We start from the raw sequence: 22,755 nt of genomic DNA on the forward strand, positions 1-22,755 counted from the left end.
GAGGAGGATGGGATGTCCTCCTCTTGCACGGTTTAGCGTTTGTTGTAGCGTTCCAAGGCCATTTTTTGGATTTCCAGCACTCGACCGATTTTCAGTGATTTCATTTTATCGATGTATTTTTCGAAGCTGTCCAGCGGCTCTGCACCCAAAATAATTTTTAATGTCATTTCGTCCACGAGGGTATCGATGTCCGCCATAATTTTTGCGAACTCGGCGCTTTCCTCCGGCGTTGGCGTAACCGCCGGCAGTTGGTATTTCCTCTCGTCCGTATTCTCCCATTTGGCTTTTGCTTCAAGCTGCGTAGGTAATTCATAATACTGTTCCAAATATCTTTTGTCATGAATAAACGGTCCATAGTAGGTTGCACGGTTGTACTGCGACATGACCTGGGCTGGAGCCATCTTCGGGTTTTTCATGATCAAATCCGTATATTTCGGATAGCCGTTTTGCATCGTATAGCTGACGCCTTCAATGCCGAAATTGAAGAGCATTCTTCCTTCTTCGCTGTAGCCGTAGTCAAGCAGCTTCGCCGCAAGCTCCGCATTTTTGGAGTTTGCCGAGACCCCTACACTGCCTCTCATAAGGGCAAGATAGTCCTTTTGTCCGAATTTCGGAGTCTCTCCCTTCTTCAGAACCGGATAAGGGGCTCCGACAAGTAACGCATTCTTATCTTTTGCCTCAAGGATTGGCTGCCATTTGCCGATACCTCCGCCGGCACTATACACGGTCGCTCCGGTCGCTCCGCTCGCGATGTTGGCATCCAGCATTTTGCCGTCCGCCGTAGCAATATTTTTATCAAGCAATCCCTCTGCGTACCAACTGCGGAACAAAGCGAGGAAATCTCTAAACCCCTTCTCCATGGGTCCGTATTTGATCTGCCCGTTCTCCATATAGAAATCACGCTTAACGCCGTAGGCACCTGCAAACGCTCCGTTTACGAAGTCGTTCAACACACGCGGTTTACTGAATACGGATAATGGGGCAGTGGCGCCTTTCTTTTCTTTAAACGCACGCAGCGTGGCGGTCCATTCGTCAATCGTCGTCGGTACCGACAACCCCAGCTCATCCAGCCAATCTTTTCGGATGATCGGTCCTTGGAAGGTCGCTAAGTATTCGTCGCCGCGGATGAATGGGAATGCATAGTAGCTGCCGTTATCGGTTTTGACCATCTTGTCGATGTCCGGGTGATCTTTCAAATAAGCCTTTAAATTTGGTGCATTTTTATCGATAATATCATTCAACCTAAGAATGTAGCCGTCCTTAATCGCTTTCTCAGGACCTCCTGGGAAAGTCAACCAGTTGTATTCAATCATATCCGGCAAGTCTCCGGAGGCCAGCATCACATTTAAAGACTCTGTACCCCGGTTAGCCGTAGGCGAACTGAACTTTAATGGTACACCAGTTCGCTTTTGCCATTCCTGAAATAAGGGCACATCGTCGAGACTGGAAACGACGCCGATAAGATTTTGCGTGATTTCTGCCCAGTAAGTCAATGTTTTATCCGTTTTTATCGGATATGTTGCTGCTGCTCCCGAAGTTTCGGATTCACTGATACCGGTGGCAGTTTTTGGAACCATAGTTGATGAACAGGCCATTAATAGCATGCTCATCACTATCGTGGCTCCAATTGCGGAGACAAGCTTTTTGTTTTTTTTTAACATGAATGAAAACCCTCCTTATTATTTCGGATTGTGCAAGATTCGCATGAAAGGAATCCCGTGGCTATATTATAGGATAGCGCTTACAAAAAGGTATATCTAAAAAAGTGCCAATCCATCGACAAAAGTGCCAATCCCATCGATAAAACCGCTTCTCCGTATACAAAACTGCCAATAATACTTTTTAGTAAACGCGTTATGCTTGAATGAGTAGGCAATCTAGCAATCTGCTTTTTGGCAGATGGGGATGTGATTGAAAGCGATGGTTCATTGATTGAACATAATCTTGCCAAAAAGATGCCTTTTATCTATCATTTATTTGAACATTGTAGCGACAGATACGTAAATGCTTTGAATGTCGTCGTTCTATACGCTTTTAAGTCATCGGGATTACAGTACCCTTTGTTGTATTCCATATGGAAGCAGGATAATTTTTTTAGATCCGAATATCTGCTTGTTGCGCGGTGAACGCAGTAAAATTTTATACGGGTCGCGAATGAGTGTATCCATTAATTGATTAGGTTGAATTGGCAATCGCGCTCCGGCTTCCCGAAGAAGTTCAAAGAAAAATTCCATGATCGAGCCTTCATAAAATGCAGGTAAAGGAATTCCCTCACGCGCATTCATGATGGCAAGTAAAAGAACGGTAGGAATCAATTCCCACTGAAACCGTAGTCTTGTCTTTTATTCGTGAAATGCTAGCAGAACGCTAATCGTTAGATCGCGGTCGTCCAGCTGAGGAGCCGGAATTTATGTTTAAAATCTGTCTATTGGAGTATCTTTACGATCTTTCTGATGTTCAAGTCATTGAACATATTCGTGTCAATTTAGCCTATCGTTGGTTTTTAGGGCTAAACATTGATGATGATCTGCCGGATGATTCTACGATCAGTTATTTCCGTGTGAATTGTGTTGGTTTGGAGAAGTATAAAGAAATATTTCAACGTTTGGTGGATCAATGCATCGAACAAGGCCTAATCGCTAAACAACTACAACGTGCAATTATCGATTCTACCCATGTCATTGCCGATGTTGCTATTCCTACATGGCTTTCCCTCGTAAGACAAGCTTATGAACGAGTGCTTCGTGAACTCTTTATGGTGGATGCTGCTAAAGCAGAACAATACCAACAAAAATTAGACACCCTTTGGACCGAACTCCGCGGTAAAACCCGTGATGTGAAGCTCCCTTTTGTGTTGGAGCTACCCAGAGAACTTGTTGAGATTGCTAAGCCATTGTTAAACACAGATGTTGCGGAAAATCCAGTACTAGCTATGTTGGAGAAAGTAATAGCTGATCGAAATGAACATGCAACAGATCGTCTTATCAGCGTAGTGGATCCAGAAGCAAGAACAGGTCACAAGTCGGATATGCGTAAAATTCAAGGCTATAAAGACCACACTTAGAATTGCTTTTGTTGGCAGTATCCCTTTTAAAATAATTCCGAATTCGTTTTTGTATAAGGAACATCAGGATTTATGAGACTCATATTGTCTAAAATATACAGCTTCGATATACTGACTCCAATCGTAATGTTCCGATACTCACTGTAATAGGAACTTTACTTTGGAGGGGCTACTATAAAGCGAAATTGGGAACTGGACGAATTAATCGAACATTTTACGACCCTACCGAACGAGATGAGGTTGATCGAGAACAAGACCGGGGAAACTAGGAATGGATTCCCTGTGCTACTCAAGTTTTTTCAAAACGAAGCCCGTTTTCCAACTCATAAGTACGAAGTTCCAAAGCGGTTATCGCGTACATTGCAAAGCAAATCTTCTCTGAGCCGGAATTATATGCTCAGTATGATTGGACCGGTCGTTCGATCACGTACCATCTAACACAGATCCGGGAGTTCTTCGGGTTACGCGAGGATACGATAGAGGATGCTCAAGAAACAACAGAATGGCTGTGCCAACATGTTCTGCATCACGATCATGAATTTGAGCATTTAAAAGAACGTGTCTACCGTCGATTCCATGAATTAAAAATTGTGCCTCCAACTCCGGAACGCATTGAACGTTTGATCCGTTCTGCCATTTACACATATGAAGAATCCTTCTTCCAAGCGACATATCAAAAGCTGCCTTCCACGTCTTAGCCCGTTGGACTCCTTGATTGATAGCATTTCGTATTTAGAGATTGACAAAGATGAAGCCGCCAGTGAGGGCGGCATGCAAATATCATTTAATGAGTTAAAGGCAGATCCTGGTCGTGCTGGGGGGATAGCGTGCTGAAGGAGGTTAACAAATTGCGGACAATTCACAATTTGAAGGTTCCGAATGACTATTTCGAGACATTCCCCATAAGGTTTTAAAAAAGTACCGGCAGCGCGTTTCTACTGAGGATCTGCGCGAACTGCGCCGACATCCCGATCCGATTCGATATACGCTGCATGGATATATCGGACAATCTGGTCGATCTGCTTATGCAAATTATTCACCGTATCGGAGTTCGCGCCGAACGAAAGATCGAAAAGGAAATTCTTAACGATCTACGACGAGTCAGCAACAAGTACGGTATTTTATTTAACATGGCTCAGACGGCCATCGAGCATCCAGAGGGAATCTAAGTCTCATACGTATTTCCTCCTAATTTTGTTTATAAGGATAAACTGCAGGCCGGATCGGAGCTCCCGTTGCTCCAACAAGCGGCATACAGGTGCCGAAAAACCCTACTTCATAAACTTTTTCTTTTGAAAGCTCTTCCAGCCACAAAAGTTCGAGAATCGGAATACCTACCTCAGAAAAAAGATACGTATGAACCGGCTGCCAGTTGCCCGATTCCGGAGATGGTAAATTTTCGAGCGCAATATTGTCGGCTCCTATAATCATCACACCTTTACTAGCCAAAAACTCCGCACCTTCAACGTTAATTCCAGGAGAGTTATTAACAAACTTATTTTGATCCGGCCATACCGTCATTCTTCCAGTTCTGATCATGACGATATCGCCCTCTTGAATTTCAACACCTTGACGAGCAAGAGCTTCCTCCAAATCAACTTTGCCAATTCCATACGAATCAGGCAACATTTCTACGCCCTTTGCAGCCGCGACGTCAATCATTACAGCTCGAGCAATAATGGGCGGGAAATTTTCCGGACCGCATTTCGTCCAATGACGGCTTCCCAAATGCTCTTTTTCATTAAAACCATTCCATATTTCACCATGGTATCCAAAGTGGTTAAACGTATCAATATGGGTGCCACAATGGGTATACATAGAAAAAGCATCCCCGGAGTAACTAGTTAATTCGTTCGTTTCGCGATCGATATTCATCGGGTTTTCGACGATATTCCCGCTTGGAGTATGGGTCATCCAAATTTGAAACGGGGGGTCCCCAGCAGCAGTCCATGAGGGCATACCCACAAAATAATTAACGGATAAATCGAATTCTCTAGATGTATCAATGAATGAAAACACTTTATTACGTGACTCTGCATTAATTAAATTTAATCTCCCGATTTGATCATTCGGTCCCCAAGGACTCTTGCTTGGTTTTAATTGACGTGGATGTACGTAATCACACATTGTTCATTCCTCCTACGAGAGCTGATCCAAAACGATAAAGATTGGCTTCATCGAATGGTTTTCCTACTAATTGAAGTCCGATCGGAAGTCCTGCATTAGACATTCCACAAGGTACGGTCAAACTTGGAAAGCCAATCAGACTTATCGATCCTGTAAACCGATTAAGCTGCAAGCTAACCGGTTCCATTGAATCGTTTATTTTGATATCGCGTTGATTAATATCGAATGGCAAAATAGGTAAGGCAGGTATGACAAGAACATCTACTTCTGAAAACATCTTGTTGTATTCACGAATAGCCCATTGTTTGACCTGCTGAGCTTGAATATACTCATGGGCCGTAATGGTTGAACCAGTTAAGAGACGCTCTCTCACTTCTTCATCCCATTGTGACGCTGGATACTCTTGCAATCTTTCGACATGACCTGAATAAGCCTCACTCTTTAATGTCACCCGAAACGCTGCTAATGTTTGTTCTAGGTCTGGGATTTCTACAGTTCTTATTTCTGCGCCCAGAGATCTAAAAGTTTCAATCGCTTGGTGAACATCCCTCGTAATTTCTTCGTTTACATGGTCAAAAAAGTTGGAGGGAGGGACACCGATAACTGTTCCTTCAACACCTTTGTCCAGGTATCGTGTAAAGTCTTCCGGATCTTTTTGGATTGAGTGCAGATCTCTTTCATCAAATCCAGCCAACAAGGACAATAAAACAGCATTATCCTTTACCGTCTTTGTCATCGGCCCTATCGTATCCAATGTCTTGCAGAGTGGAAACACCCCATATGTGCTTACTTGCCCGAATGTCGGTCTCATTCCGACAATGCCTCCGAAGGAAGAAGGGATCCGAATGGATCCGCCAGTATCAGTACCTAGGGATGCGTAACATAATGACGCCGCAACTGCCGCTCCAGAACCACTGCTCGATCCGCCGGAAACTTTCGAAGTATCATATGGATTTCTAACAGGTCCAAAAAAAGAACGGTCCCCTGTGGCTCCATAAGCAAATTGATGAGTATTTAGTTTTCCTATAATAACAGCGCCAGCTTCTTTTAATTTTTCCACTACAGCGGCATCGTAATCAGGAATGTATTCACTATAAATTTCCGAACCCATTGTAGTAGTTATATCCTTGGTGTAAATTAAGTCCTTTAATGCAATCGGAATCCCATGCAAGTATCCCTTCATATTTCCAGCATTGATTTCTTTTTCCGCTTTAGCGGCTTGAGCCAACGCTTCGTTATCCGTCACGGTAATATAGGCGTTTAATTGGTCGTTCTCTGCTGCTATACGCTCCAGCATTTTACGAGTAACTTCTACAGGCGAAATTTGTTTGTTCCTTATCGCATCAGATAATGTGATTAAATCCCAATCCAGAAAATTACCGCTAATTTCCTTAGACACCCTGTGACCCCCCTCCATAATAAGGTTGCAAATTTCATTAATTATCTCTGATTATAGCCCGCCAAAAAATATAGAGACATGGGTCTTATTCGGAAATCCAGTGAATTATTTCGGAAATACAGCTAGCCTCCAATAGAGACTAGCTGTATTTGCCCCAACTCTACCGTTTTAGTTATTCAATTACGGCTATTTTTTCTCCGATTGAAAGTTGGCTTGCAAGAAGTCGAAGTCACAGCCTTTATCCGCTTGCATCACATGTTGCTGGAATAGCCATCCGTAGCCCCGAGGGTACGAACGTTCAATCGTGATTTGAAGCGACTCTCGCCGTTTATCAAGCACTTCATCGGAAACTAATAACTCCAGTGAGCGATTGGGAACATCCAAGCGAATCCGATCTCCTGATTGAACCAGCGAGAGAGGTCCACCTACCGCAGCTTCAGGCGTAATATGCAGGACAACTGTCCCACCTGCTGTTCCGCTCATTCTACAATCGGAAATCCGCACCATGTCACGTACACCTTGAGCAAGCAGCTTCTTTGGTATGGGCAGCATGCCCGCTTCAGGCATTCCAGGTCCGCCAATCGGACCAGCATTTCGCAATACGAGAACGTCATCGGCGTTGATATCCAGATCTTCTTGATCGATTCTTTGTTCCAAATCTTCAATGGAATTAAATACGACAGCCCGTCCTTCATGAGTCAACATACGTTCCGTAGCTGCCTTCGGTTTGATTACGGCGCCGTTCGGCGTAAGATTGCCGTAAAGAACAGCAATTCCGCCTTCCGCATGCAATGGTTTCTCAATCGTACGAATAATATCCTCATAAGCGGGAATTCTTTGCTTTTTAACGACAGCCAAATTATCTTTCAACATTTTACCTGTGACGGTCAAACACTCGGTATGCAACAAGCTTTCCAACTCTTTCATCACTACAGCAACTCCGCCTGCCTTAAAAAAGTCTTCCATTTGATATTTTCCGCTTGGGCGAAGATTGGCCAGAAACGGTGTTTCTTTGCTTAATTTATCGTACAAATGAAGCGGAATATCGATTCCCAGGCGCCCTGCGATAGCGATTAAATGAATTACCGCATTCGTAGAGCCGCCGATGGCCATCAGAACGCGAATCGCATTCTCAAACGCTTCGTATGTCATAATCTGCGATGGCGTCACGTTATGCTTCACCAATTCCACAATTTTTTTGCCCGATTCCTCCGCCAATTGTTTCCGCAAATTATGTGTTGCCGGTATCGCAGCCCCGCCAGGCAACATCATTCCTAATGCCTCTGCACATGAAGCCATCGTGCTGGCGCTTCCCATGACCATGCAGTGTCCATCGCTAGGAGCAAGCCGTTGATTAATTTGGTCTAATTCATGTTCATCTACTTCGCCCGCGCGATGTTCTTGCCAAAAGAAACGACAATCCGTACAAGCACCTAAAGTGCGTCCTTCATACTCCCCATTCAACATCGGACCACCGGTAACCATAATGGATGGAATATTCGCACTTGCCGCTCCCATCAATTGTGCTGGTGTCGTTTTATCACAACCGCAAAGCAATACTACACCATCAAGCGGCTGAGCAGCGATCATCTCTTCAGTGTCCATAGCAGCCAAGTTTCTAAATAACATTGACGTTGGACTTAAATAAAGCTCGCCTAAAGAAATCGTAGGGAACTCCATAGGGATTCCGCCCGCCATAAGAACGCCGCGTTTTACTGCCTCAACAAGAGGACCAAAATGCGCATGACAACGATTCACTTCACTTTCCGTATTACAAATACCAATAATTGGTTTTCTGAGATCTTCTGAGCTATAACCGAGATTTCTTGAGAATGCTTTACGAACAAATTGAGAAAAACCCGGATCACCGTACGATGTCGTCTTCATCAACGTCCCCCCTTGAAATGATATTAACAGTATTTTCTAAGCTTACATAGAATATGTGGTCTAGTGGTTAGACCAGTAAGATTAATTTAATCTATTATTTTTTTTCTGTCAACCATTCTTATTCAGCTTTTGATAAACATGTTCTAGATGCTTCTCGAATGTTTCCACTGCTTCTGTCATATTCCTTTGTTTGATCGCCATATATAATTTCTTGTGTGAGTTTAGTACCCACTTATTTTCGGCAGGATCATGAATCGATTTTTTTCGCGCAGCTTCAAATCCCATTTGATATTGGTCGAATAAAAAATTAAATACTTTTAAAATCAAATCATTGTGAGCTGCAACAGCAATCGTTTTATGAAAGTAATAGTCTTCCTCAAATGCTACCTCATTTTGTAACATTTTCAATTCCATAGCCTGGTAGGCTGACTCTATGTTTTGTAAATCTTCTTCCAACGCTCGTTCAACTGCAAGAATCACAATTTCCCGCTCAAGTCCTCGTCTTAGCTCCAACATTTCGTATAATTGATGATTCTTGTCATGAATCAGATTTTTAAATTGATCTATAAGCGGCTCGAGATGGACTGATTTTAAATACATCCCTTTTCCTTGAATCACTTCAACAAAACCGATTGTTTCCAAAATACCGATTGCTTCTCTCACTACATTTCTTGCTACTTGAAACGATTGGGACAACGCTCTCTCGGAAGGCAATTGATCTCCCGGTTTATACTCATTGTTCTCGATTGCTTCAATAATTTTCTCACAAATAAGGTGAGCCGCTCTTTTTTTGTTTAAGGGTTCAAAAGCCATATCTATAGTTTCCCTCCAACTCATTCGTTGAATTTCTACATTTTAATATAACCTTGTATGATATTTAACACAAGCCCTCCTTCTGGATCAAAGACTATTTTTGAATTCTGTAATCGAACGGCCTGTATATTTTTTGAACACATTTGAGAAATAGTTGGGATCGTTAAAACCGACAATTAATGCGACATTAACTGCCTTCATATCTTTCTTTGCAAGCAATTCCTTAGCCACTTCAATTCGAGTTTGAATCAAATACTTTTTAAATGAACAACCGATTTCCTGCTTGAACAAATCGCTAAAATATGTTCGGTTCATATGGTATTTTTGTGCCATCATTTCCAACGTTAAATTTTCATAAAAACAGCAATCGATGTATTCCCGAGCCTGTTGGATAATATGTTTAGTTTTATGATTGGATGTATTGAACATCACGGATATTTCATCCAAAAGTTGAATAAGGCCATATTTCAAATCTTCTTTCGAGTCAAAAGAAGATACCCACTCCTGAAATAAAGGAAGGTCATAGTCTAGGGGCTCCCTTAATGAAAATTTTATCTGTGTGATGTTCTCTTCAATCACACGAAAGATTTGTGCGACTAAATCTTTGTATTTGGCTGTAGCTTCCCCAAATTGTTTTTCGGCATCGGTAAAAAGTTCTTGAATGACCGTAACAATCCCTTTCTTATCATCTTGCTTTATTCGTTCTATCAATACATGACTTTTATCGGGATTCCAAATGTGGAGCATCTCGGATTCTCCAGAGTGAATATCATCATAAAATCTAATATTAAATTCCTTGTTATCGTTCCATAAATAGGATGTTTCCATGTAGTATTTGTGGGTTTCCGTTATATCCTGAAAGATCCTACTTATAGATATATTTACTTTAATTTTATTGAATGTCTCAATATTAGTGACTGCATTCCGATATAGATTTTGTAAGGTTTCACGAATATGAAGCTTATGATTAAAACCATGAAGACAAATATATTCATTCTCCCTAAATTCACTTTTGAAACCAACAAAGTGAATCGAATCTGAAATCGATTCCTCCATCACATTTTCTATAGCAAAATAAATGAGCTCCATATTTTTCCCATAAAACAATTTCAAATGTTCAAAATCGATCACATTCAAAATCGTTAGAACATAATGCTCAGTATTGAGGTTGATGCCCAACATTTCGATTTTATCAAGGATGTTGTTTGTATTCATATGGACACCCTGCAGCAGCTTGTTAAGCATCGCGCGCTTTAATAATGGTTTACTTTGATTCAGTAAGATTTGCTGCTCGATCTTCGACTCTTTTTCCTTTATGGTTTGCTCCAGTTCATGAACAACTTTCTTTAGTGCTTCTGCCAAATCTTCCTTGATGATCGGCTTCAATAAATAATTCGATGCGCCGCAAACAATAGCTTGTTTGGCATACTCGAAGTTCGAATAGCCGCTAAGCACGATGATCTTGATCGAGGGAAACTGTTTATTTAAAATTTCCAAAAAAACCATTCCCCCCATTCCTGGCATCCGCATGTCTAATAAAACGATATCAGGCGAAGAAACTTGGAAGGCTTCATACGCTTCTTCGGCATTTTGCGCTTGACCCATCAATTGTAAATTCAGTCCATCCCAATTTATTTTACCGATTAAACTGCGCCTCACTCCAATTTCGTCTTCCACCAAAAAAACGTTAAATTTTTGTCTGCTAGATGCCATGCTTATATTCCTCACTTTGCTACTTTAATATAAGGGAAATTAATGATGATCGTTGTACCTTTATTATGCTCACTGTCGATATCGAAAATAAGTTGCTCGCCAAACACAATACGCAACCGTGTGTAAACATTTTTTAGCCCCAGATTACTTGAAGAAACAACATCAAAATAAGAATGGGTTGCCATCTGTTTGTACTGCTCAAAATCATTTAATTTTTTCACGCTAAACCCTACTCCGTTATCAGAAATTCGAATTTCGACTCTTTCTCCAAGTTTTTTTGTGGATATGTGAATCAGCCCTTTGCCTAACTTTTTTTCAACCCCATGCCTGATGGAGTTTTCAATCAAAGGTTGCATAACCATTTTCACCATCATGCATTCGTTTGTTTGTTCATCTATTTCCCATTGCACGCCTAATTGATTTCCGAACCTACTCTTTAGAATTAACACGTAATTACGACAGTTCTCCATCTCTTCCGCCAGTGTTACTTGATCCTTTGACATATCGATATTGTATCGAAGCATTTTACTTAAGGATAGGGTAATCTCGGAAATTTGCTCTATGCCTTCATTATCAGCAATCCCATTGATGACTTCTAGTGTGTTGTAGAGAAAGTGTGGATTTATTTGCATAAGAAGCGCCTTAAGCTCGGCATCTTTTTTGCGAAGCTCCGTCTCATATTGGGTTTTAATTAACTGATTGATCGTGTTAACCATGGAATGAAATCGATGGTTTAATTGGTGGATTTCCATGGTTGTGTTGCCTATTTTTTCATTACCGATGCCAAAATCGCCACGCTCCACTTTAGACATAAGATTATTCAATCTCTGGATCGGTCTAGTCATATAAATCGAAAAATAATAAGAAAGTATGAATACAAGAAGAAGCGAAAGGCCGCATACTACCCATGTAATTTCACGCAATCCTTGTAATTCTGTCGTTAATTCGGATAATGGAATGGAGCCAACAACAGTCAGCCCTCTCTCCATGAGCGTATTGTAAGAAACAATCATTTCTTTGCCGTTAAATTTGGATACATAGGAATCCGCACGAATCGTTTCCAGATGGGAGCGGGTATTGCCCTCGATCTTTTTTCCTATAAGTGCATGATTGGAATGATAAAGATAAGTATCATTGTTCCAGATAATCTGCATGATGCCACCGCTGCGAAACTCGATCACTCTAAAATAAGAGAAAAAAGAGGAAAGCGATTTATCATAGCTAATATAGCCAACTCTTTTCCCACTCTTCTTATCAAAAATAGCCCGTGAAGCTGTAAAACTATAAATACCATTATATTCAAGAGGATGAATGTCAAAAATCAAATCATTTCCATCGTTGTTTTTCATTTTTTTTTGCCATTCGAGTTCTTCTTGAGAATCATACATATGTTTATAATCGTTTGTAGTTGAAAGGCTTATCATCCGCCCATCGTCAGAAAAAACGCGTACACTAATATACTCATCACTTTTATCGAGAAGATTCGAGACATAGGTATCCATATTCACGCGAATTTCTGGATTTGATAAATCAGTGTGGGGGCTTCTCAAAATAAATGCCGAGAATATTTCGGATTGATAATATATTTCCTTTAAATAGGAATCTACATTCCGATTAACACTTTGCAGGAGCAAATCATTGCTTCCCATTACTTCACTAGTAATCAAATTAGCCGCTTCCCGGTAAGATAACGATCCGACAATAATAAGGGGGATCAGATTAAGTAAGACATAGGTTAAAATTAATTGATATTGCATACTTCTCTTGTTAAAAATCCTATCCATTAACTTATATAACATTGTCGTAACCGCCCTCCACTAACCATCAAGTTGCTTCATTATAAGCGAATGATTGGAATTTACCAAGGTTGACATATGTCAAAAAGTCAACCAGGATTTTGTCCTAGTTGACAGATTGTCGAGAACCCCGACAGTTCCGAAATCAGCTGAAGGGGTGGGAGTGTCCAGCGAAGGGAACCTTTGAAACCGGGAAAATACCGCATATTATCATTCCAATTTTCGAGTTTCAAGAGCGACCGCAGCGGGTACCCCCACCCAAAACAGGCTGTTATTACACTTAAGAGGGGTTATCATTTTGCAAAAAACTATTTAAAATCAGCAATGTTTTCTTTCGTAATGAATTGGAGCGGAATATAGTTCGTATGCTCAACGCTCTCACCATTTGCTGCTTTCACTGCGATTTCGATAGCTCTATTTCCCTGTTTAAGTGCATCCTGAAAAATAGTAGCCGTCAAGTGTCCTTCTTTTATGGATTTCAAAGCATCCGGGATGGCATCGATTCCGACCACAAAGATTTTATCTTGCTTATTTGCTGCCTTTATAGCATTATACGCACCTAGTGCCATTTCATCATTCTCAGCGATAACTGCATCGATGTTTGGATAGGATTGCAACCAGTTTTCCATCAATGACAACGCTTGCGCACGATCCCAGTTTGCCGTTTGCTCTGCCAGGACTTTGACATCCGGATAGTTAGGCAGTACCTGTTTTATGCCATCAGTTCGGTAGACCGCTGCGGCATTGCCATTGGGACCATTAATTATTACAATATTTCCTTTTCCACCTAATTTTTTTATTACAAATTCTGCTTCCATCTTGCCCCCTACTACATTGTCCGCCCCTACAAAGGCTGTAGCTTTATCAGAATTGGATACATCGTTCGTGAGAATAACAATCGGAATATGGGCATTAACCGCGAGATCAACGGCAGGAGCCACTCCATTTTTATCAGAGGGACTGACGATAATGGCGTCCACTTTTTGTGTAATAAAGTTCTCGACTTGCGTAATTTGATTTTCTGCTTTACCTTGCCCGTCAGTCTCGATCAGTTTAACACCCAATTCTTTCGCCTTGTCGCGAATAGCGTTTTGTGTGGCAATGAAAAATTCATTTTGCAAATTGGAGTATGAGACACCTACTTTCAAAGTTTTTTTAGCATTTCCTATCCCATTGTTAGCAGCGTTTGGATCATTGTTATTACCTCCACACGCCGTAAGAACGAACGTCAACAGTGTTACAACAACTAATGCTTTTATTTTCTTCATTAGGAATTCCCCCTTAGTTTTTTTATATATATAACGCCATTTGAAGCGATTATATAGTTATTGATTCTTTTTATCCAAAAGAACAGCTAACACAATGATCGCGCCTTTTACAATTTGCTGATAGTAAGAGGATACATTCAGAAGATCCAGTCCGTTGTTCATAATTCCGATAATCAATACCCCAACAACCGTTCCTATAATTCTCCCCCTACCGCCCGTTAGGCTTGTACCACCTATAACGACAGCGGCGATTGCATCTAATTCATACCCAGTGCCGAGAACAGGAGATCCAGTCATCACTCTTGATGATAGGAGGATTCCGGCAAGTCCTGCCGCCAAACCTGAAATTGCATAAACTGCAATCTCAACTCTGCCTACTTTGACACCAGACAATTGAGCCGCCTTTTCGTTTCCTCCCGAAGCAAACACATGTCGACCGAATTTTGTAATATGGAGCACAAAGAATCCTAATGCGATCACACCTACAAAGACCAGAACCGGCAGTGGGATACCGGCAATATAGCCGCCGCCGATAAAGTTGTATTCCGAGCTCAAGTTAATAATAGGTCGACCGTCTGTGTAGACTAATGTTAACCCTCTTGCAGCTGTCATCATTCCCAAGGTGACGATAAAAGATGCTACTTTCCAACGGGAAATGATAATGCCATTTATAAGTCCCAATCCTAAACCGACAAGCAAGCCAAGAGCGATAGGCACAAACGTCGGATAAGTGTCCGGATGTGCAAAGCTTGAAGCGACAATCGCGGAAAAGGCGAGAATTGAACCAACGGATAAATCAATCCCTCCTCGTATAATGACAAAGGTCATACCGATCGCGATAATGCCGCTGATCGAAGACTGACGAAGAATATTCAAGAGATTAGTTACCGTCAAAAAAGATTCAGAACTAAGCGACAACACAATCAGCAAAATTCCAAACGCAATGAAAATCCCATACTTAGCTAAATATCTACTCATCTTTTGTTTCCCCCTTTCCCCGGAAATTATTTATTTTTTTATTCCCGTCGCACACATCATAATGCTCTCTTGGTTAAACTCGTCTCGATTGAATTGCCCAGTGATCGTTCCTTCATGGAGTACAATGATACGGTCGCTCATTCCCATGAGCTCTGGCATTTCGGAAGAAACCATAATAATCGCCTTACCGTCATTGGCCAACTTGTTAATAATTTTATAAATTTCAGATTTTGCTCCGATATCAATGCCTCTTGTGGGTTCATCCAGAATCAGAAGGTCTGGGTCACACAACAGCCACTTCGCTAGCACCACTTTTTGCTGATTCCCTCCACTTAATGTTTCAACCATGGTATTTCTACTGGAGGCATTCACATTTAAAAATTTCATTTGCCGATCCGTAACTTCACGCTCTTCCTTAAATTTAATGATTTGCCCTAAACGGACATATCGTTTTAGGTTAACCAACGTTATATTTTCCTTGACCGTGAAATTCAAATTGAGCCCAAATAGCTTCCTATCCTCCGTTACAAGCGATAATTTATGCTTAATCGCCTTTTGCGGCGAATCAATCACGACCTTCTGATTTTGGATGTAGATTTCGCCGCTATCGATTTTTCTGACACCAAAAATTGCTTCAACAAGCTCGGTTCGTCCAGCTCCCATTAGCCCGGCAATTCCTAATATTTCTCCTTTTCTTACCTGTAGATTAATATTTGTGAATTTCCCATTCAGTGATAAGTTTTTTACTTCAAGAAACCGTTCCCCAATTGGAGAAGGTTGCTTGACAAACATATCCTCCAAATTACGCCCGACCATAAGAGAAATCAATTGCTGCTGGTCTAGTTGTTGGGCCGACTTCGTATCGATATAACTACCGTCGCGCAGGACGGTGATCGTATCACAGATTGTATAAATCTCGTCCATTTTGTGTGAGATATAAATAATCGCCTTACCTTGCAAAATTAGTTTTCGAATAATCTCGAATAATTTCGCGACTTCCCGATCTGTAATTGCCGAAGTAGGCTCGTCCATGACAATAATATCCGCATTGTACGAGATCGCTTTTACGATTTCGACCATTTGCATTTCCGCAACACTAAGCTCATATAGTTTTCTATCCGGATTGATCACCATATCTACCATTTTGAACAATTCGATGGTCTTGCTTCGCATTTCTTTCTTATTGGCGATGCCTAACCTCTTGCTGGGTTCACGACCAATGAATATATTTTCGGCAATGGTCATGTCAAGGATAGAGTTCAGTTCCTGATGCACGATGCTGATGCCGGAATTAATAGCGTCGAGCGGCTGTGCAAACCGGACATTCTGACCTTTTAACACGATTTCTCCATCGTCCGGTTGATAAATACCTGTCAATATTTTCATCAGCGTAGACTTCCCCGCTCCATTTTCCCCCATAAGCGCATGAACTTCTCCTTTTTTTACATTCAAGGAAACGTCGTTCAATGCCCTCACCCCTGAAAACGTTTTACTGATGTTTTTCATTTGTAGAATGTAGGGCTGATTCAACATTGGATTATCTCCCTTCATCAACTATATTTCTGATTATAGTGGGTAAGATCATATAGAGACATGGATCTTATTCGGAAATACTATGAATTATTTCGGATATTAACGGTTCTGGTGCTAAAAATTAAGACCCACAATATGTAGTATTCAAATGAAATTTTAAAGCGAAATTTCATACTATATTTGGTATGTAAAAATATTTTTGCAACAGAGCCGACCGAATCTCGCAGGAGCGGAGCAATTGAGGTCGGGGGTTCAACACCAAAGAGGACAGACGAATTATTTTCAGCCTGACGTTCCTAATCATATGCATGCCTCGATGAGAGCATAATCTAACAACAAAATCACGGATAGTTCTGATCAGCTTTATTATGACCAAAATACACCGTATTCATGTTAAAGCCGTTATAAGTATTATCTAGACGCTTTTACAATAAGGAGCTTTTTCTTCATCTCTCTTATTGCACTCTGGGTTCCGCATTTGCGTATTCGTCGGCGATCCGTCCTCTAGAATCCATCGAACCGTCATTAACAAGTAATACTTCAATGTTTTTTAGTGATTGTTTAAGAACACTATCAATAGCTTTCTTTATATAATCAGCTGAATTATACAGCGGCATAATTACACTTATTAACACATCTACTTTTCCGGAAAGCTATAGTATATGGATTCAAAGGAACCTCTCTCCATTGTTAATTTAACCCCACCTAATGATATGTTATGTATCAGATAAAATAAAAATACAACTTGAAAATTATGACCAAGAAGCCCTTGATTCAAAAATATACCTATACCTCGGTCGCTTTTTATCAGATAAGGGTAAAAACCCAACTGCAATTGCACTAGATATGATGTCTTGAGCTTTAGGTTATACTTTTATGGCTATTTTCAACACAGGGCATAAAAGATTCAAGGGAAGACTTCGAGGCACGTTTTAATACAGGGGGTCAATTTCCATCTGCGTGAGAGCAAAGGTAAGAACTTTCATTTACACGTTGAGTTTTATTTATATGGTGGATTGCCTTTTTCGACTAAAATGAGGGGGCTTTCAAGAGAGAGGATACACAAACAGTCTGCCAGTATTCATGGATTGGAAAAAGACAATACGAAAGTGACCCACGGACCGATAAAAAATGGCTAGACTAATCAGCAACAATCAGGAGGCCCATGGGTGAGAGGTTTAAAGAATCGGCAATTGAGATAGCGTCTATAACTTGATGTAATGAATCCTTTCTTCACGTAGTTAATTGACTCCCTTCATATGGCTCTGTTGCAAAAATATTTTTACATACCAAATATAGTATGAAATTTCGCTTTAAAATTTCATTTGAATACTACATATTGTGGGTCTTAATTTTTTTGCACCAGAACCATTCGGTCTCACTAAGGTCAGTATTTCCCAGGCTCTAACAAAGTGTAGAAACCGCAGTAATCATCCTCCACAAATTGTTATACAAACTAAAGCGCAAAATGCCCAGCTTAATTCCTTCCGTTTGTCAGCCATAAATATTGATGTATAGTCGCTGCTTCCAATTTATTTCCAACTACCCTTTTGCGAAATTTGCCAGGTGTGATTCCTAGAACTTCAACGAATACCTTACTGAAATAATGCACCGTTTCGTATCCGGACGCCTGCGCCACATCCAGCAACGTCATATCTGTAAAAGCCAGCAGATAGGCCGCCCGTTTGATTCGCTCCGAACGAACCAAGGAAGGAAAGCTTTGCCCCAGCTCTGCCGACAGAAGCCTGGAAAGCTGTCGTTCCGATAAATGAATCGCCTGCCCTACTTCTTTTAAGGTCAGCTTATCGGAAAGATGAGCTACTATATAAGCTTTTGCGTTTTTTACCGGACTGGAAATAAAACCTGTTTCCGGTTCTGGTGACGTTGTAATAATTCCGCTATGTTGGGAAAAGAAGGAAATCAACGAGAGTAGGAGGGCATGGGATAAACCGAATATCAATTGCGGAAATGGAATCAACCTTTCCGCAGCTTGAAGCACCAGAGATTTCCAGAGTAGTACTGGTGGTGTTTGTTCGGCATCTGGAATAAACAAATGATGATAATTCGTCAGCTTGTCTAACAGTTGAAAGACTTCACCGCGCGGATCCGCTTCTATTATTTCAAAAGCAACAAACAACACCAGCATCCCTGTCTCACTTTGCAGTTGATGCATACCGCCAGGCTTAGAGCAATACAAGGTACCTCGTTGCAGCGAATAAGTCACCCCTTTATTCGTATAGTGGCCTTCCCCTTCTGCCACATAACAAATCTCGAAAAAAGGGTGCGAATGCATAACATTGCCGTGATGCTGGGGTTTCCCTCCCCAATAGTGGACATAAAATGAAGCGGAATCAGCATGTAGCTTTGTCACATGCTGATTAAGATACATGCTGCTTTTTTGACAAATCTGCGGTGTCAGTTGCACTGGCTTCCCACCTCTTTAGCGAACTTCTTTCCTTTCAACCACTCTCTTAGGACCTGACCTCATTATAACCTAGAAAGACCCTACGGAATATTGTAAAAACATGACGGTTATTTATAAAGACCATCACCATGCGTTTGGGTACAATGGAATCACAGGGATGAAAGCGTGTACTTCCGAATAAAGCTGCGAAGGAGGCGGATTACCGGTCGGAAGAATAGTTCGCCATCCGCTGGAAAAAGAGGGCATAAAAGGAGATAAAAATATGGATACAAGTTTTATTCACGGAGTGGTTCCCCCGGTTATTACACCTGTCGATGCCAATGAGTGCGTGGAAGAACAGGGCTTGCGACGAGTTGTTGAGCATGTTATTGAAGGAGGGGTACACGGCGTTCTCGCGCTTGGAAGCAATGGGGAGTTTTTTGGGTTAGATCATGAAGAACAGCAGCGGGCCGTCACTATTATAATCGATCAGGTCAAAGGACGAGTTCCCGTCTATATGGGAATTGGAGCCATTACCACCAAAGAATGCGTCAAATTGGCCAGACTTGCGGAAAATCTAAAAGCACAGGCTATCACTATCCTGCCGCCCATGTTCCTTAGTCTCAATGAAGACGAGCTGTACCAGCATTTCCTTAAGATTTCCGAATCGACCTCTTTGCCGGTTCTTCTTTACAACAACCCTGATCGTGTCGGCAACAATATCTCAGCAAACTTATTAGAACGGCTGACCGACATTCCCAATATCGTTGGAGTTAAAGATAGCAGCGGAGATTTAACCTTGACCGCGGAATATATCCGAAGAACAAGAGACAAGGGATTTAAAGTCATGGCCGGCAGGGATGTCATGATTCTTGGCTCCTTAGCTTATGGAGCTGTCGGTTGCGTTGCCTCGACTGCTAATATTGTCCCAGCCTTGGTCGTGGAGATTTATGAGAAATTTAAGGCAGGCGATCTGCAAGGTGCTTTGGAAGCCCAATTTAAACTCGCTCCGCTTCGTATGGCATTTAATCTAGGAAGCTTTCCCGTTGCGACTAAGGATGCCGCGAATCTAATTGGACTTGAGGTAGGAAATTCGATCAAACCGAATACCACTTGTTCGGAGACCCATTTGGATAAACTCAAGGACATACTGAAAGATATGGGTGTACTTTATTAAACTTTCAAATTCCCCAAGGATGGGTTGATAATCAGGAGGCTGTTAATTGATGAAAATTGGATTTATTGGTTTGGGAATCATGGGCAAGCCCATGAGCAAGCATTTATTACAGGCTGGATACAAGCTTGTCGTTCTTGAGAGAAATAAAAGCGCCGAAGAGCTTGTTGCTGCCGGGGCTGAGGTTGCATCGAGTCCTAAGTCGCTAGCAGAGCAAGTGGATATTATAATTACCATGTTACCCAATTATCCTCAGGTGAAAGAAGTAGTTTTGGGCAAAGATGGCGTGATCGAGGGTGCCAAACAAGGCACTATACTCATTGACATGAGTTCTATTGCACCGCTCGTAAGTCAAGAAATTGCTGAGAAGTTGGCGGAAAAAGGGATAGAAATGCTTGATGCTCCTGTAAGTGGCGGTGAGCCTAAGGCGATTGAGGGGACCCTATCAGTAATGGTGGGCGGCAAAAAAGAAATATTTGATAAATGTTATCTAATTATGAAGGCGATGGCTGCCTCTGTTGTGCACACGGGTAAGATTGGAGCAGGCAATGTCACCAAACTTGCTAACCAGATTATTGTTGCAATTAATATTGCCGCCATGTCTGAAGCCCTAGTTCTGGCAAGCAAAGCCGGTGTTGAACCGGAATTGGTATATCAAGCTATCCGTGGTGGCTTGGCCGGTAGTACCGTTCTTGATGCGAAGGCGTTACTGGTGATGGATCGTAAATTCGATCCTGGATTCCGCATCAACCTTCATATTAAGGATTTAAGCAACGTACTGGAAACGTCCCATGAAATAGGAGTGCCTCTGCCACTTACAACTGCGGTCATGGAAATGATGCAATCTCTGAAGACAGATGGAATGGGTGAAGATGATCATGGTAGCTTGATAAGATACTATGAAAAAATGGCAAAAGTTGAAGTGAACAGGAAATAAAAGAATGTAAATGAGGAAAGGACAGACGAATGATTACATTCGGCCTGTCCTTTCCTCATTATATGCGATTCCTTATAAGTCTTATCAACAGTTTCCTAGAGATTGGATTGTTCCAGAGCAAAGGCAAATTGGTATAATTGTCCTTCATCAAAAGGTTTGCCTATAAATTGTATTCCGACTGGCAAACCACTTTTCGACATGCCGCCAGAAACAGAAATTGCGGGAAAACCGGTTGTATTGCTTGGGCCTGTTAAGCGTGCAAGAATACGAGTATGTTCCTTCGTCCCATTAATATCTATTTCTCTCTGTCCAATATCAGTTGGCAGCGTACATAAAGTAGGGGTCATAATCACATTTACCTTGGATAGTGCCTCGTAGTGCATGCTGATAGCCTTATGTTTAATTTTCAACATATTTATATACTCGCTTGCTTGAATGAACATCCCTACTATGGCCCGTCCTCTTACTTCTTCTTCAATCCGATCGGGAACTTCCCTTAAAAGTTTTTCTAACGACGTGTAAGCCTCAGAAGCTAAAAGTATCTGCTGAGCTGCTAAAAGATCATTCATTCCAGGAAGATCAATATATTCAATTTCGGCTCCAAGTTGTTTAAGTTTTTCCACCGTTAAGTCGAATATGCGCTGCACTTCCGGATGAATAATATCAAAATAAAAAGAAGATGGAATCCCGATCTTTTTACCTTTAATCCCCTGATCTATCGCTTGAGTATAATCTTCCTTCACAGAATAAACAGAATATATATCTTTTTTATCATAACCTGCCAGGACGTTTAACATTATAGCATTATCAGCGACGGTTCGGGTCATGGGGCCCAAATGGTCCAGAGTCTGACATAATGGTATGGCACCATATTTGCTTACCAATCCAAACGTCGGTTTCATTCCTACGATGCCGCAACAAGAGGCAGGCATTCTGATGGACCCTCCCGTATCTGAACCAATTGCGCCATAGCATAGAAAGGCTGCTACGGCAGCGGCCGAACCTGAGCTTGATCCCCCTGTGATTTTGGATGGATCATACGGATTTTTTACAGGTCCGAAAAAGGAGCGGTCCCCTGTTGTACCGTATGCAAACCCATGCATATTTAGCTTACCAATCATAATGGCTCCTGCATTCTCTAGCTGGGTCACAATTTCCGCATCATAATCAGGGACAAAGTCTTGATAAATTTCAGAGCCAAATGTTGTTTTTATGCCCTTAGTATAGATTAAATCCTTTAATCCAATAGGAATGCCATGGAGATGACCTTTATAATTTCCATTGATAATTTCCTGTTCTGCCTTTTTGGCGGCGTTTAACGATTGTTCCTCCAAGACCGTAATGAATGAATTAAGCTCTTTATCTTTTTGGGCGATGAAGCCCAGACTGGCTGCTGTTACTTCCACAGGAGAAATGGCTCTATCCTTGATACTTTGGCTTAGCTCAGCTATACTCCATTCTAAAAAATGATTCGATATGCTCATTGGTTCGTTCCACCCCTTTTCTGAACATGAGAAAAAATAGGGTCAGGATCAATCAAATGATCACTGGAACTAACTGATTCAATTTTCATCTTTATGGTTTCGGCTTCTAAATAAAGGGATTGTAAATTGAAATAACGGGAATCAATACCATTCTTTTCAAGCTTCATCGTAACATAGT

Annotated in this window: 18 protein-coding genes and 2 pseudogenes; 5 read left to right on the forward strand and 15 right to left on the reverse strand. The window is 41.5% G+C overall.

Annotated elements, in window-relative coordinates; translation table 11 throughout:
- Nucleotides 1-32: 32 nt before the first annotated feature.
- Complete coding sequence (locus tag BK127_RS30535) at nucleotides 33-1,661, reverse strand: extracellular solute-binding protein (RefSeq protein ID WP_076235888.1); 1,629 nt, start codon at nucleotides 1,659-1,661, stop codon at nucleotides 33-35.
- Between the two features lie 525 nt (nucleotides 1,662-2,186).
- Nucleotides 2,187-2,327 (reverse strand): annotated as a pseudogene (locus tag BK127_RS45805) (spore germination protein); the annotation flags it as partial.
- A 62-nt stretch (nucleotides 2,328-2,389) separates the two neighbouring features.
- Here BK127_RS45805 and BK127_RS30545 point away from each other — a divergent pair.
- From BK127_RS30545 to BK127_RS44025, 3 genes and pseudogenes are all read left to right on the forward strand, one after another.
- Nucleotides 2,390-3,064 (forward strand): annotated as a pseudogene (locus BK127_RS30545) (transposase); the annotation flags it as partial.
- 350 nt (nucleotides 3,065-3,414) lie between these two features.
- Complete coding sequence (locus tag BK127_RS45810; RefSeq protein ID WP_083689723.1) at nucleotides 3,415-3,762, forward strand: DUF4158 domain-containing protein; 348 nt, start codon at nucleotides 3,415-3,417, stop codon at nucleotides 3,760-3,762.
- Between the two features lie 294 nt (nucleotides 3,763-4,056).
- Complete coding sequence (locus BK127_RS44025; RefSeq protein ID WP_179097660.1) at nucleotides 4,057-4,233, forward strand: hypothetical protein; 177 nt, start codon at nucleotides 4,057-4,059, stop codon at nucleotides 4,231-4,233.
- A 19-nt stretch (nucleotides 4,234-4,252) separates the two neighbouring features.
- Here the strand turns inward: BK127_RS44025 and BK127_RS30555 are convergent, their stop codons facing one another.
- The 11 genes from BK127_RS30555 to BK127_RS30605 all read right to left on the reverse strand — a co-directional run bounded on the left by BK127_RS30555 (nucleotide 4,253) and on the right by BK127_RS30605 (nucleotide 19,003).
- Complete coding sequence (locus BK127_RS30555; protein WP_076235890.1) at nucleotides 4,253-5,191, reverse strand: cyclase family protein; 939 nt, start codon at nucleotides 5,189-5,191, stop codon at nucleotides 4,253-4,255.
- Complete coding sequence (locus BK127_RS30560) at nucleotides 5,184-6,590, reverse strand: amidase (protein ID WP_256711519.1); 1,407 nt, start codon at nucleotides 6,588-6,590, stop codon at nucleotides 5,184-5,186. The genes BK127_RS30555 and BK127_RS30560 overlap by 8 nt, the downstream gene beginning before the upstream one ends.
- A 186-nt stretch (nucleotides 6,591-6,776) precedes the next feature.
- On the reverse strand, nucleotides 6,777-8,477 hold the full coding sequence (locus BK127_RS30565; protein ID WP_076235892.1) for an IlvD/Edd family dehydratase: 1,701 nt from the start codon (nucleotides 8,475-8,477) through the stop codon (nucleotides 6,777-6,779).
- Nucleotides 8,478-8,585: 108 nt separating this feature from the next.
- Entirely contained in the window at nucleotides 8,586-9,290 is a 705-nt protein-coding gene (locus BK127_RS30570; protein WP_076235893.1) for a FadR/GntR family transcriptional regulator, read from the reverse strand.
- Between the two features lie 87 nt (nucleotides 9,291-9,377).
- Nucleotides 9,378-11,003 (reverse strand): response regulator, encoded by a 1,626-nt coding sequence (locus BK127_RS30575; RefSeq protein ID WP_076235894.1) that lies wholly within the window; start codon nucleotides 11,001-11,003, stop codon nucleotides 9,378-9,380.
- Nucleotides 11,004-11,014: 11 nt separating this feature from the next.
- Nucleotides 11,015-12,802 (reverse strand): sensor histidine kinase, encoded by a 1,788-nt coding sequence (locus BK127_RS30580; RefSeq protein WP_076235895.1) that lies wholly within the window; start codon nucleotides 12,800-12,802, stop codon nucleotides 11,015-11,017.
- A 305-nt stretch (nucleotides 12,803-13,107) separates the two neighbouring features.
- Nucleotides 13,108-14,067 (reverse strand): substrate-binding domain-containing protein, encoded by a 960-nt coding sequence (locus tag BK127_RS30585; protein WP_076235896.1) that lies wholly within the window; start codon nucleotides 14,065-14,067, stop codon nucleotides 13,108-13,110.
- A gap of 57 nt (nucleotides 14,068-14,124) precedes the next feature.
- A complete protein-coding gene (locus tag BK127_RS43165; protein ID WP_144026613.1) occupies nucleotides 14,125-15,045 on the reverse strand; it encodes an ABC transporter permease in 921 nt (306 codons plus the stop codon).
- A 30-nt stretch (nucleotides 15,046-15,075) separates the two neighbouring features.
- Nucleotides 15,076-16,551: a sugar ABC transporter ATP-binding protein gene (locus BK127_RS43170; protein WP_256711520.1), complete on the reverse strand. Its 1,476-nt coding sequence runs from the start codon at nucleotides 16,549-16,551 to the stop codon at nucleotides 15,076-15,078.
- Nucleotides 16,552-17,033: 482 nt separating this feature from the next.
- The gene (locus tag BK127_RS45815; RefSeq protein ID WP_179097661.1) at nucleotides 17,034-17,195 is read right to left on the reverse strand and encodes a glycosyltransferase; all 162 of its coding nucleotides are present in this window, start codon (nucleotides 17,193-17,195) and stop codon (nucleotides 17,034-17,036) included.
- A gap of 860 nt (nucleotides 17,196-18,055) precedes the next feature.
- On the reverse strand, nucleotides 18,056-19,003 hold the full coding sequence (locus BK127_RS30605) for an AraC family transcriptional regulator (protein WP_076235899.1): 948 nt from the start codon (nucleotides 19,001-19,003) through the stop codon (nucleotides 18,056-18,058).
- Between the two features lie 262 nt (nucleotides 19,004-19,265).
- On the opposite strand from BK127_RS30605, the gene BK127_RS30610 reads away from it, so the two are divergent.
- Together BK127_RS30610 and garR are read left to right on the forward strand one after the other, a co-directional pair.
- Nucleotides 19,266-20,159, forward strand: coding sequence for a dihydrodipicolinate synthase family protein (locus tag BK127_RS30610; protein ID WP_076235900.1), 894 nt, complete (start codon nucleotides 19,266-19,268; stop codon nucleotides 20,157-20,159).
- A gap of 49 nt (nucleotides 20,160-20,208) precedes the next feature.
- On the forward strand, nucleotides 20,209-21,093 hold the full coding sequence (gene garR, locus BK127_RS30615) for a 2-hydroxy-3-oxopropionate reductase (RefSeq protein WP_076235901.1): 885 nt from the start codon (nucleotides 20,209-20,211) through the stop codon (nucleotides 21,091-21,093).
- A gap of 95 nt (nucleotides 21,094-21,188) precedes the next feature.
- Here garR and BK127_RS30620 read toward each other — a convergent pair whose 3' ends face one another.
- Nucleotides 21,189-22,577 (reverse strand): amidase, encoded by a 1,389-nt coding sequence (locus BK127_RS30620; RefSeq protein ID WP_076235902.1) that lies wholly within the window; start codon nucleotides 22,575-22,577, stop codon nucleotides 21,189-21,191.
- Entirely contained in the window at nucleotides 22,574-22,744 is a 171-nt protein-coding gene (locus BK127_RS30625; RefSeq protein ID WP_179097662.1) for a hypothetical protein, read from the reverse strand. The genes BK127_RS30620 and BK127_RS30625 overlap by 4 nt, the downstream gene beginning before the upstream one ends.
- Nucleotides 22,745-22,755: the final 11 nt, after the last annotated feature.

Source organism: Paenibacillus sp. FSL H7-0331 (assembly GCF_001956045.1).